The organism is Rhodococcus sp. NPDC004095, assembly GCF_053604015.1.
On sequence record NZ_JBSGGS010000007.1, the window covers coordinates 33,063 to 46,051 of the forward strand.

At 70.3% G+C, this 12,989-nt stretch carries 8 protein-coding genes; 4 read left to right on the forward strand and 4 right to left on the reverse strand.

The genetic code is table 11. The features are described 5' to 3' along the window. Positions 1-54 precede the first annotated feature (54 nt). Both ACWEPG_RS14950 and ACWEPG_RS14955 read left to right on the forward strand, forming a co-directional pair. Positions 55-2,364 carry an ATP-binding protein gene (locus ACWEPG_RS14950; protein ID WP_452594704.1) on the forward strand — a complete coding sequence of 770 codons (2,310 nt, stop codon included), beginning with the start codon at positions 55-57 and terminating at the stop codon, positions 2,362-2,364. 162 nt (positions 2,365-2,526) lie between these two features. Next, complete coding sequence (locus ACWEPG_RS14955; RefSeq protein WP_450112428.1) at positions 2,527-2,892, forward strand: Zn-ribbon domain-containing OB-fold protein; 366 nt, start codon at positions 2,527-2,529, stop codon at positions 2,890-2,892. Positions 2,893-2,935: 43 nt separating this feature from the next. Here the strand turns inward: ACWEPG_RS14955 and ACWEPG_RS14960 are convergent, their stop codons facing one another. From ACWEPG_RS14960 to ACWEPG_RS14975, 4 genes are all read right to left on the reverse strand, one after another. Next, positions 2,936-4,282, reverse strand: a complete 1,347-nt coding sequence (locus ACWEPG_RS14960) for a M1 family metallopeptidase (RefSeq protein ID WP_450112427.1) — start codon at positions 4,280-4,282, stop codon at positions 2,936-2,938. Beyond that, positions 4,273-8,151 carry a Pls/PosA family non-ribosomal peptide synthetase gene (locus ACWEPG_RS14965; RefSeq protein ID WP_452594705.1) on the reverse strand — a complete coding sequence of 1,293 codons (3,879 nt, stop codon included), beginning with the start codon at positions 8,149-8,151 and terminating at the stop codon, positions 4,273-4,275. The genes ACWEPG_RS14960 and ACWEPG_RS14965 overlap by 10 nt, the downstream gene beginning before the upstream one ends. A gap of 159 nt (positions 8,152-8,310) precedes the next feature. Continuing rightward, complete coding sequence (locus tag ACWEPG_RS14970; protein ID WP_452594706.1) at positions 8,311-8,859, reverse strand: TetR/AcrR family transcriptional regulator; 549 nt, start codon at positions 8,857-8,859, stop codon at positions 8,311-8,313. A 27-nt stretch (positions 8,860-8,886) separates the two neighbouring features. After that, on the reverse strand, positions 8,887-10,344 hold the full coding sequence (locus ACWEPG_RS14975; protein WP_452594707.1) for an MFS transporter: 1,458 nt from the start codon (positions 10,342-10,344) through the stop codon (positions 8,887-8,889). A 185-nt stretch (positions 10,345-10,529) separates the two neighbouring features. On the opposite strand from ACWEPG_RS14975, the gene ACWEPG_RS14980 reads away from it, so the two are divergent. Next, on the forward strand, positions 10,530-11,354 hold the full coding sequence (locus ACWEPG_RS14980) for an SDR family oxidoreductase (RefSeq protein ID WP_452594708.1): 825 nt from the start codon (positions 10,530-10,532) through the stop codon (positions 11,352-11,354). Between the two features lie 236 nt (positions 11,355-11,590). After that, the gene (locus ACWEPG_RS14985; protein WP_452594709.1) at positions 11,591-12,949 is read left to right on the forward strand and encodes an ammonium transporter; all 1,359 of its coding nucleotides are present in this window, start codon (positions 11,591-11,593) and stop codon (positions 12,947-12,949) included. Positions 12,950-12,989: the final 40 nt, after the last annotated feature.

Genomic DNA, 12,989 nt, shown 5'->3' on the forward strand with positions numbered 1-12,989 from the left:
GTTCCACGGGCGTACCGTAGCGGCAGGGGTCGGGAGAATGAGAGTGACGCCGCGATGTCGCCCGCAGTCAGGGGCAAGGTTGGGAACCTGCCCCACGAACTGACCAGTTTCGTCGGCCGCCGCCACGAGTTGAGCGAGGCCAAGCGGTTGCTCTCGACCTCTCGACTGGTGACGTTCACCGGAATCGGCGGGGTCGGCAAGACCCGGCTCGCGTTGCGGCTCGCGGAGGACTCGCGGCGGGCCTTCGCGGACGGCGTGTGGCTGGTCGAGCTGGGACTGTTGTCCTCCCCGGACATGGTCGAGGACAACGTCTCGTCGGCGCTCGGTATGCGCGAGGTGCTGCCGCATCAGCCGTCGTCACTGGCCGAGCACCTCGGCGACCGGCACCTGCTGCTCATTCTCGACAACTGCGAACACCTGGTCGACACGGTCGCGGACCTGGCGGGCTCGTTGCTGCGGAGCTGTCCGGAGCTGCGCATCGTCGCCACCAGCCGAGAACCGCTCGGCGTCGGTGGTGAGGCGGTACTGAGGGTGCCGCCGCTCGGTGTCCCGGACCCGGATCGACCGGCGAAGATTCGTGGCGCCACCCGCTACGAGGCGGTGACGCTGTTCGAGGAGCGGGCCGGCGCGGCGGTGCCGGGCTTCGGGCTGACCGACGAGAACCGCGCAGCGGTGACCCGGATCTGTCAGCGGCTCGACGGACTGCCGTTGCCGATCGAGCTTGCCGCGGCTCGGTTGCGGGCGTTGTCGGCCGAACAGATCCTGCAACGCCTCACCGACCGGTACCGCCTGCTCAACGTCGGGAGCCGGGGTGCGCCGACGCGGCAGCAGACGTTGCGCCTGTGCATCGATTGGAGCCACGAATTGTGCACCCCCCGGGAACGGGAGGTGTGGAGTCGGCTGTCGGTGTTCTCCGGGTGGTTCGAACTCGACGCCGCCGAGGCGATCTGCGGTGACGACCTCGGTCCCGACGAATTGTTCGACCTCATCGCGTCACTGGTGGACAAGTCGATCCTCAACCGCGACGAGGTCGACGGGGTGGTCGGCTACCGGATGCTGGAAACCCTGCGTGACTACGGCCGCGAGAGATTGCGTGAGACCGGGGACGACGCGCGGCTGTCCCGTCGGCACCGGGACTGGTACGAGGCGCTGGTGCTGCGGGCCGAGGCCGAGTGGCTCGGGCCGGGCCAGCTCGGCTGGCTGGCCCGCCTGCATCGCGAGCGGCCGAACATGCGAGCGGCGATGCGCTACTGTCTCGCCGCGCCGGAGGAGGCGGAGTCCGGGCTGCGGATCGCTACCGCGATGAGCCCCTACTGCCTGTCTCGGGGCCAGATCAAGGAGGGGCGGCACTGGCTCGACCTGGCCCTCGACCACCAGGGCGGCGCGCCCACCGTCACCCGGGCCAGGGCGCTCTGCGCGGACGTCATCCTGGCAGGCAACCAGGGGGATGTGATCGCGGGGCAGGCGCGGGTCGCGGAGGCCCGCACCGTCGTCGCCCGACTCGACGATCCACGTCTGGACGCGCTGCTCGCCCACGCCGACGGCTATCTGTGCGTGTTCGCGGGTGATCTGCCGCGGGCCCTCGAACTCTTCGACCGCGCGCTGGCGTACTTCTCGGTGGACGTGGACCCGCTGCGGCACGTGTCGTCGCTGCTCGGCATTGCGCTTGCCCAGGCCCTTCTGGGGGACTTCGAGGGTGCCGCCGCGTCCCAGGAGGCGGCGCTGGTGGTCACACAGGCCACCGGGGAGACCCTGTACCGGTCCTACTCGTTGTGCATCCTCGGACTCGCGCTGGTGCGGACCGACCACGTGCGGGCACGGGCACTGCTCGAAGAGGGGCTGCAACTCGACCGGGCGGCGGACGACATCGTCGGGACGGCGATCTCGGTGGAGGCGCTGGCGTGGATCGCCGAGCGGGACAACGATCCGGGCCGGGCCGCGGTTCTGCTCGGTGCGGCCCAGACGCTGTGGCAGGCGGTCGGCAGCAGCGGCGTCACGGTTCCGGCGTTGCAGGGTTTCCACGAGCAGTGCGTGGATCGGACCCGTCGCGCACTCGGGGACCGGGCGTTCGCCGTCGCGTTCCGGCGGGGCGCGGAGGCGAGCGTCGAGGACTCCGTCGCCCACGCACTCGGCGAGCTTCCCGTCGATCCGGTGCCGGAGGTGAGCGTCCTGACGCGGCGGGAACGGCAGGTCGCGGACCTCGTCGCGCAGGGCCTGACCAACCGGGCAATCGCCGAGACCCTGGTCATCTCGCGCCGCACCGCCGAGGGGCACGTCGAACACGTCCTGACCAAACTCGGCTTCGGTTCACGCAGCCAGATCGCCGCCTGGGTGGCCCAACAGAAATCCGGGTATGGCACGTGACCTGGTGAAACTCCGCCGTCGGGGTGGGTGTCGACGGGGGATACGGGTACGGTGGCGCCGAAAAACAGGTATGGCACCGGGTAGTTCGACCGTCGTGCGTCGGGTTGCCGCCGGGGATGGTGGTGCTTGACAGTTCCAGCGCTTCAAGCCGAGGTACATCCGATGCTCGAACACCCGCTTCCGCCGGTCGAGACTGCGTTGATGATCCGCAGCTGCGACGACTGTACGACCCTCCTCGCCCCCGATACAGCGACGTGTTCGCACTGCGGGTGCACCGACCTGACCTGGGTGCCCTCCTGCGGCGCCGGGTCGATCGTCTCCTGCACCGTCGTCCACTGCGCGACGCGACGCGACGTGCCCATCGGCTACGTCGAGTGCACCATCGCGATCGTCGAACTCGACGACGGCCCGTGGACCTACGCGTGGATCGAGGGCGTGCCGCCGGATCGCTCCGCAGAACCGGTCCGGGTCCGCTTCGCGCACGAGGAACCCGGCGAGCGTTACCCCTACTTCGTCCGCGCGGCGTAGCCGCACCGTCGGTGAACTTCACCCCGGATGGGGCGGAATTCACTCACAGTGGCGGCAGCTTCCTGTCGAACAGCCAGCGGTCCCACAGCGGGCGCAGCGACCGGTCGGTGAAGTGCGCGGCGAGGTCGGTGAACTCCTCGGTGGTGACGCTGCCGTGCCGATGTTTGGCGGTCCACTGCCGGAGCAGGTCGAAGAAGTTGTCGTCGCCGAGTTCGGTGCGCAGCGCGTGCAGTGTCAACGCGCCCCGCTTGTAGACCCGATCGTCGAACATCAGCGCCGGACCGGGGTCGCCGAGGGTCAGGTCGTACGGCAGCCCCGATTGGATCCGGTGCACCTGTGCCGCGATCTCCTGGGCGGACGGCCCGTCGGAGTTCTCCGACCACAACCATTCCGCGTAGCAGGCGAAACCCTCGTGCAGCCAGATGTCCCGCCACGCCGCGAGGGTGAGGCTGTTGCCGAACCACTGGTGCGCCAGTTCGTGCGCGACGAGCCGCTCGGACCCGCGCCGTCCGTCGCAGTGGTTCGCACCGAAAACCGAAATTCCCTGTGCCTCAATGGGGATTTCCAGTTCATCGTCGGTCACGACGACGGTGTAGTCGGCGAACGGGTACGGGCCGAACAGATCGATGAAGGTCTCCATCATCTTCGGCTGGCGGCCGAAGTCGTGGTCGAAGGGCGTGCGCAGGCGCTGCGGCAGCACCGCGTACATCGGGACGGGCACGGTGTCCGCCACCCGCCTGCGCTGGTACGGCCCGATCTGGATGGTCGCCAGGTAACTCGCCATCGGCTCGCTCTGCTCGTACACCCAGGTGGTCTGGCTGGCGCGGGTCTGCTTGCGCGCCAGAACCCCGTTCGCGACCACGTAGTACGGCGAGTCGGTCGTGATCGCGATCCGGTAGCTGGCCTTGGAACTCGGGTGGTCGTCGCACGGGAACCACGACGCCGCACCGTTCGGTTGGCTCGCCACGATCGCGCCCTCGGTCAGTTCCTCCCACCCGACCTCGCCCCACGGCCCGCGGACCGGTTTCGGCGTACCGGCGTACTGCACGGTCACCGACAGGGCGCCGCCGGCCGGGATCTTCTGCGTGGGCGTGACGGTCAGCTTGCCGCGCTGGTGGGTGTACTTCGCTGCGCGGGAACCGTTCACGGACACCTTCGACACGGCCAGCGCCTGTGACAGGTCGAACGCGAACTTGCCGCGTGTGTCCGTGGCGGCGGCGGTGATCGTCGCCTTCCCGGCCAGTCGGTTGCTGGCGACCTTGTACGTCAGCTCGAGGTCGTACCGCGACACCCGGTACCCGCGGTTGCCGACGTCGGGCAGGTAGGGGTCGATCGGCTGCTCATAGAACTTGCCCGGTTTGACCATGTGCCGCAACCCCTTCAGTTCCATGGGCCGATCGGGTTGCCCTGCCAGCGGGTGTTCGGCGGCACCACGTCGCCACGCATCACCAGCGACGCCGGTCCGACGGTGGCGCCGTCGCCGATACCGGATGCGGGCAGTGCGACGCAGTGCGGACCGAGTGTCGCGCCTGCGCCGAGGGTGACGGTGTCCATGGCCATGATCCGATCATGGAACAGGTGGGTCTGCACAACGCAGCCGCGTTCGACGGTGGCGCCGTCGGCGAGGGTCACCAGATCGGCTTCGGGCAGCCAGTACGACTCGCACCAGACGCCGCGGCCGATCGACGCGCCCATCCCGCGCAGCCACACGTTCAGCACCGCGGTGCCGGTGGCGGCGCGCGCGAACCAGGGGGCGGCGACGGTCTCGACGAACGCGTCCGACACCTCGTTGCGCCACACGAACGAACTCCACAGCGGGTGTTCGGTGCGGCCGATCCGGCCGACCGTGACCCACTTCGCGACGATCGAGATCAGGCCGGCGACGGCGCCAGCGACCAGCAGCACGACCCCGCTGAGCAGCGCCGCCGCCCAGAACCCGACCGCGCCGGCGAGGGCCTGCAACGCGAACAGCACGCCGAGTCCGATACCGAACGTGATCATCACCGGCAGCAACCGGCAGGTCTCGACGACCGCGCGCGCGACCTTGAGCCGGGTGGGCGGCGCGAAGGTGCGTTCGGCGTCGCCGTCACTGGCCGCGCGCCGCAGCTTCACCGGTGGGCTGCCGAGCCACGACGACCCGGACTTCGCCTTGCTCGGTGCCGCGGACAGCACCGCCACGAGGCCGTTCTTCGGGACCCGTCGACCGGGCCCGGCCATCCCGGAGTTGCCGAGGAAGGCGCGCTTGCCGACCTTCGCCTCCTGGATGTGCAGCCACCCGCCGCCGAGTTCGTAGGACGCGACCATCGTGTCGTCGGCGAGGAACGCCCCGTCCGCGACGGTGGTGAACTTCGGCAGCAGCAGCACGGTCGACGCCTCGACGTTCTTGCCGATCCTCGCCCCGAGCAGCCGCAGCCAGATCGGCGTGAGCAGGCTCGCGTAGAGCGGGAACAGGAAGGTGCGGGCCGAGTCGAGCAGACGCTCGGTGGCCCACACCTGCCAGCCGACCCGACTGCGCACCGGGTGGTAGCCCTCGGTGAGGCCGACGCCGAGGGCTCGGACCGCGACCGCGGTCAGTACCGCGAACACGAGCAGCGCCAGCAGCGTCGCGACCGGCAGCCACGCCAGCGCGCGGGGGATCGCGGCGCCGAGGTCGGCGGTGTCGTGGACACCCCAGCCGATCAGCGCGATACCCGCGGCGAGGGCGACGATCGGCAGTGAGGCGATGAACAGGGACGTCAGGCCGTACACGGGTACCCAGTGGGTGGCGCGGCGGGGACGCTGGGCGGGCCACGGATGCACGGCCTTGCCGACCTTGACGGCCGGGGAACCGGCCCAGCTCTGCCCGGCCTTGACGCGCCCGATCACCGCGGAACCGGGGGCGATTTCGGCGTTCTTGCCGATCCGGGCGCCGGGCAGCAGCGTCGACCGGGCGCCGACGGCGGCACCGGCGCCGATCCGGATGCCGCCGATGTGGACGACGTCGCCGTCGATCCAGTGCCCGGACAGGTCCACCTCGGGTTCGACGGAGCAGCCCTCGCCGAGTTCGAGCATCCCGGTCACCGGGGGCAGGGTGTGCAGGTCGACGCCGCGTCCGACCTTCGCGCCGAGCGCGCGGGCGTAGTAGATCATCCACGGCGCCCCGGACAGGTTCGCGGCGCCGCTGGCCTCGGTGAGCCGGTGCGCGACCCACAGTCGCAGGTGTTCGGGTCCGCCGCGCGGGTAGGTGCCCGGTTGCAGACCGCGCAGCAGGACCCGGCAACCGGTGACCGCGATGCCCATCCGGCCCAGCGGGGTGATGAACAGCAGCACCCCGAGCAGCACCCACCACCAGGAGAGGGCCGGCGCCCACGGCACGTCCGTGAACCAGGCGAGCACGTTGTTCACCAGGGCCAGCCAGGTCACCCACTGCAGTCCGGTCAGTGTGGTGAGCGGGACGGTCCACAGGATCTGCCGCCACTGTGCGGAACGGGGGGTCGGCTCGACGTGCCGCGGTTCGGTGACCTCGGCGGGGGCGAGGGAGTCGAGATGCTCGGCGAGCGACCCGAGCCGCGGGTGGTCGTACAGTTCGGCGACGGTGACCTCGGGGAACCGCTCGCGCAGCGCCGTCACCAGTTGTGCCGCCGCCAGCGAGCCGCCGCCGGCGGCGAAGAAGTCGTCGTCGGGGCCGGTGATCTGCGCGCCGAGGATCGACGCCCACAGCCCGGCCACCCACCCGGCGGTGCCGTCGAGACCCGCCCCGGTGGCCGCGTCCTCCGGCGCGGCGCCGGGCAGCGGCCACGGCAGCGCCGCCCGATCCACCTTCCCCGAGGTGCGGGTCGGCAGTTCGGGCACCAGTGCGAGCCGAGGCACCAGGGCCGCGGGCAGCTGCTCGGCGAGGTGGGCGCGTGCGGCGGCGAGGTCGAAGTCGGGGTCGGTGCTGGCCAGGTACCCGACGAGGATCGCGTGCCCGGAGGCGGTCGTACGGACCGCGGCGGCGGCACCGGCGACGCCGGGCAGGTTCTGCAGCGCGTTGTCCACCTCGCCGAGTTCGATGCGGCGGCCGCCGATCTTGACCTGGTCGTCGGCGCGGCCCTGGAAGAGCAGGCCGCCCGGTTCGAGCCGCACGAGGTCGCCGCTGCGGTAGGCGCGGTCCCAGCCGAGCGAGGGCATCGGCGCGTACTTCTCGGCGTCCTTCGCGGGGTCCAGGTAGCGGGCGAGCCCGACGCCGCCGATGACCAGTTCGCCGACCCCGCCGGTCTCGACCGGGTTGTCGTCGCCGTCGACGACGGCCAGGTCCCAGCCGTCGAGTGGCAGCCCGATGCGCACCGGCGACTTGCCGTCCATCTGCGCGGCGCAGGCGACGACGGTGGCCTCGGTGGGCCCGTAGGTGTTCCACACCTCGCGGCCGTCGACGGCGAGCCGTTCGGCGAGCTCGGGTGGGCAGGCCTCGCCGCCGAAGATCAGCAGGCGCACCTCTTCGAGGGCCTCGGCGGGCCACAGCGCGGCGAGCGTGGGGACGGTGGAGACGACGGTGACGGCCCGTGACACCAGCCACGGCCCGAGGTCCATGCCGCTGCGCACCAGGGCGCGGGGCGCGGGCACCAGGCAGGCCCCGTGCCGCCAGGCCAGCCACATCTCCTCGCAGGACGCGTCGAACGCGACCGACAGTCCCGCGAGGACGCGGTCGCCGGGGCCGATCGGGTCGTCGGGCAGGAACATCCGCGCCTCGGCGTCGACGAACGCGGCGGCACTGCGGTGACTGACCGCGACCCCCTTCGGGGTGCCGGTGGAACCGGAGGTGAAGATGATCCAGGCGTCGTCGTCGAGGGTCGGCGGGCGCGGCGTGTTCTCGCGGGCCGGGGCGGTGCCGGCCTCGACGCCGCGGCCGGTCAGGATCGCTGCGACCTGCGCCTCCCCGAACACCAGCTCGGCGCGCTCGTCCGGGTCGTCGGCGTCGACCGGCACGTAGGCCGCGCCCGCGGCGAGAACGGACAGGATCGCCGTGTACAGCGACTGCGAGCCCGACGGCATCCGGATGCCCACCCGGTCGCCGGCGCCGACCCCGAGGTCCCCGAGCCACTGCGCGCCCCGCTCGACCTCGTCCCGCAGCTCCGCGTACGTCAGCGTGGTGTCGCCGTCGTCGATCGCGGGTGCGTCGGGATGCGCGTCGGCGGTGGCGGTGAGGATGTCGACGAGGGTGCGGGGCGCGGCGGCGAACGGCGACCGGAGGTACTCGGCCGGGATCTGCTGGAAGCGGTCCGCTGGTGACTGCAGGTGCAACGCCGGGGGTTCCTTCTCTCGTGCTGACTGTTCGCGTCGTTCTCTCACGTCAAGTTTGCGAGAGGGTGAACGGAAAGCCGGGACACGACATGGGAGAAGATTACGCGTCGTCCGGTATTCGTCGTCGGCTCTGCGGTGGCGGCGATGTCCGACGGACGATCACAACGTGTCGTTGTCGATGACGTTCTGCACGAGTGCACCGTAGGTCTCGATCAGACTGCGGCTGTCGATCACATCGGGCGTCACGATTTCGAAGGTGCGCAATCCGCTGGCGAGGCCGAGCATGAGGGTGACGATGAGTCGGGCGCGCACCTGTCCCGCCGAGTCGTCACCGATCGCGGCGGCGATCCTCGGGACGAATCCGGCCATCATCTTCGCGCGCGCGACCTCGCGGTCCGGAGCTTCCTGGAGGATGAACGGCGCTATCGCCCAGTACTCGAAATCCCCCGAGTCCCGCCGTTCGACGAGAGCTCGCACCATGCGGCATCCCAGCGGCTCGGACGGGTGGTCGAGTTCCTCGACCCTCGGCGCCTCCGGTGCGGCCGCCTGGAACAGTTCGGCCTTGCTGCCGGTCAACTTCATGACCAGGGCCGGCGAGACGTCGGCGGCGTCGGCGACATCCCGGATGGTCGTCAGGGTGAATCCGCGTTCGGCGAACAACCTCCGCGCGGCGTCGATGATGACGTCGCGGGTGGTCCTCTCGCTCATGCGGCAGTCCTCGTCGTGTCGGGGCGGTCAGATCTTCGTCGGGCTGGTGGCCTCGGCCGAAGGTTCGTCGGCGGCCCACGGTTCGACCCGGGGGACGGACGGCTTCGGAAGGAACACGGCAGCCAGCGTAGCCAACAGGGTCGCGGTGCCCGCGATCGCGAACATGGCGGTGAAGGCGCTGTGCCCGGGGAAGGTCCGCCCGGCCACCTCGACGGTGATGCCGGTCAGCAGTGCGGCGACGACCGCACTCATGCTCGACGACCCGATCGTCCGCAGGAGGCTGTTGAGACCGTTCGCGGCTGCGGTTTCGTTCAGCGGGACGGATCCCATGATCAGGGCGGGCATCGTGGCGTACGCCATCGCGTTGCCGATGCTCACGAGGACGCTGCCGACGATGATCAGCGTGACGGTGCTGTCGAAGGCCATGCGGAAGGCGTAGGCCGCGGTCATCACGAGGCAGGCGAGGACGAGCGTGCTGCGGCCACCGAACCGCGCGGTCATCCTCGCCGAGAGCGGAGAGAACAGGAGCATGGCGATACCGCCCGGCACCATGCACAGGCCCGCGGTGGCCGCGCTGAGTCCGAACCCGAAGCCGGTGATCTCCGGCAGCTGCAGCTGCTGCGTGGTGGACAGGGTGTTCGCGTACGACGAGAACCCGACGAACAGGCCTGCGACGTTGGTGAGCAGCACGGGCCGGTGCGCGGAGATCCGCAGGTTCACCATCGGGGCGGTCACGCGGAGCTCGTAGGGGACCCAGAGGGCGACGATGAGGGCTGCGGCGGCCAGGCTCGCGAGAGTCTGCGGGCTCGACCATCCCCACGCCGGGCCCTTCGAGATCCCGAGCAGCAACGCCGTCAGGGCGAGGGACAGCAGGATCGCGCCGATCACGTCGAACCGGGCCCGGGTGCCCGACACGGAGGCCGGGACGAGCACGAGGATGCCCAGCAGGAGCGCACATCCGACGACGCCCGAGACCCAGAAGACCGACGTCCAGCCGAAGTGGTCGTACAGGACGCCGGCGGCGGGAAGTCCGAGTGCGCCGCCGATTCCCATTGTCGCGCTGATCATCGCCGCGGCACCGGCCACCTTCTCCCGCGGCAGCACGTCGCGCAGCACGGCCATCGCCACCGGGATGAGCGACGACGAAAAGCCTTGCAGAGCGCGCCCGATCAGCACCGCCAGGTAGGTTCCGCCGATCGCGGCGATCAGCGATCCCGCCACCATCATCGTCAGCGACAGCACCATCATCCGCCGCTTGCCGAACATGTCGGCCATGCGGGAGACGATGGGCGTGGCCACTGCTCCGGTCAGCAATGTGATGGTGACCAGCCACGTGGCGTCGCCGTTGGTGACGTCGAGGATCTCCGGGAAATCGGGGAGCAGTGGAACGACCAGTGTCGTCTGCAGCGCCACGACGAGACCGGCCAGGCTCAGCAGGAACGTGACCGCACCGCTCGATGTCGCGGCTTTCGGTGTGGTGGTCACGGCACTCTCCATCGCGTTCTCCAAACGTTCCCCTGTGGGGTGAACAGCGTTCACCGCCGAGCCAGTGAACGCTGTTCACCCTCGCGTGTCAAGCGCGTGCGCCGAGCCTGGCGTGCGCCCGTTGACGAAGACTGCGCTTCGATGGAGATTGTGATTGTCGAATTTGAAGAATGAAAGGACAGCAAATGGAGAAGGACGTTTCGGTCATCATCGGCGTGGGCGGCATGGGGTTGGCAATCGCCCGGCGTGTGGGCAGCGGCCGGGTGGTCCTGCTCGCGGATTTCGCCGAATCCGTGCTCGGTGCCGCCGCCGAACAGCTGCGTGGCGAGGGGCACGACGTCAGGACCCGGGTGGTCGACGTGTCCGACGCGGCGTCGGTGGCGTCGCTCGCTGACGCAGCGGACGAGCTGGGTCGAGTCGTCCACGTGGTGCACACGGCGGGACTGTCGCCCGAGCAGGCGTCGACGGAGGCCGTCCTGCGGGTCGACCTGCTCGGCGTCGCGCACACCCTCGACGAGTTCGCGCGGGTCGTCGCGCCGGGCGGTGCCGGTGTGGTGATCGCGAGCATGGCGGGTCACATGATGCCCGGCGGATTCCCCGCCGAGCAGGAGCGCGCGCTGGCCGCGACGCCGACCGCCGAGTTGCTGGACCTGCCGTTCCTGAGTCCCGAGGCCATCGGCCTCCCGACGGTGGCGTACGTGTGGGCCAAGCGGGCGAACATTCTGCGAGTGCAGGCGGCGGCGGGTGCCTGGGGTGGGCGCGGCGCGCGGGTCAACTCCATCAGCCCGGGGGTGATCTCCACGTCGATGGGGCGGCAGGAGCTCGACGGCGCGAGTGGCGAGTCGATGCGTGCGATGGTGGGCATGTCCGCCACGAAACGGGTTGGGACACCGGACGACATCGCGGCCGCGGCCGCGTTCCTGTTGTCCCCGCAGGCCGGGTTCGTCACCGGCGCCGACCTGCTCGTCGACGGGGGAGCGGTCGCCGCCGTCCGGGCGATGGCGGGGTGAGCTGACACTCCCGGCGGCGGCGTGTGCGTGACGGTCGTGTTACAGCCGTGTTGATCCCATGGTTCGTTGTCTTTCATTGCGCTGCTTGGGAATTGCCTTTACCCAGAGTTCACACGCCCCGGTTGCGACCGGTGAGCCTGCAGTCCACTCTCGGGTGACGACGATTCCTCGTATCAAACGGGCGTCGCACCACCGCCGATCGCGCGGTGGCCCCTTCGGACGAAAAGGTGGACCGCATGGATCAGGCTATGGCCGCGGCCGACACCGCCTGGATACTCGCCGCCGCCGGACTGGTGACGCTGATGGTGCCGGGACTGGCACTCTTCTACGGCGGCATGGTCAGCGTCCGCAGCACCCTCAACATGATGATGATGACCTTCGGCGCCTTCGCCGTGGTCGGGGTGCTGTGGGTGCTGTTCGGCTACTCGGCGGTGCTCGGCAACTCGCTCGGCGGTGCCGGGCTGCTCGGTGACCCGCTCGAATACATGGGACTCGGGCAACTGCTCGAGGCGCCCGCGGAACCGGGCCTGCCGCCCGCCCTGGTCGCGGCGTTCCAGTTGCTCTTCGCGGGCATCACCGTGGCCCTCATCTCCGGTGCGGTGGCGGACCGGCTCAAGTTCGGTGCCTGGATGGGCTTCACCGCGATCTGGGTTGTGCTGGTGTACTTCCCGGTGGCGCACTGGGTGTTCGCGTTCGACAACGAGGACGGCACCGTCGTCGGCGGCTGGATCGCCAACACGCTCGGGGCGGTCGACTTCGCCGGCGGCACCGCCGTGCACATCAACGCCGGCATCGCCGCCCTGGCGCTGATCCTGGTGCTCGGCAAGCGGCACAACTTCACCAATCCTCCTCGCCCGCACAGCCTTCCGCTGACCATGCTCGGCGCAGGCATCCTGCTGTTCGGCTGGCTCGGGTTCAACGGTGGCTCCGCGCTCGCCGCGAACAACAGCGCATCGGTCGTGGTGCTCAACACCCTCGCCGCCGCCTGCGCGGGCATCTGCGCATGGCTGCTCGTCGAGCGGATCCGGGAGGGGCGCTCCACCACCCTCGGTGCGGCGTCCGGCCTGATCGCGGCCCTCGTGGCGATCACGCCGGCGTGCGGGGCGGTCTCCCCGATCGGGGCGCTGGTCATCGGTGGCCTCGCCGGAGCCGTGTGCTGCGTGGCGATCTCGCTGAAGTACCGACTCGGCTACGACGACGCCCTCGACGTCGTCGGCATCCACCTCGTCGGTGGCATCCTCGGCACCCTGCTGATCGGCTTCCTCGCGACCGAGGCCGCGCCCAACGGCGTCGCGGGCCTGTTCTACGGCGGCGGATTCGGCCTGCTCGGTAAGCAGACGGTGGCCGTCGTTGCGGTCCTCGCGTACTCCTTCATCGTCACCTGGCTGATCGCCAAGGGGATGGACAAGGCCACCGGCCTGCGCGTCCATCACGACATCGAGCGCGACGGACTCGACGTCGCCGTCCACGGGGAGTCGGCCTACTCGATCGAGGCGCCGGAGTTCGGCGGCGCGGTCGTCACCACCGATGCCGACGACGTCTCCGCGGCAGCGGAGTCGATCACGGAACGAGCGGTGGCGGGCAAGGCCACCTAGACCCCTCGGCCTCAGGGGTAGGACCGTCGGTGCTCCGACG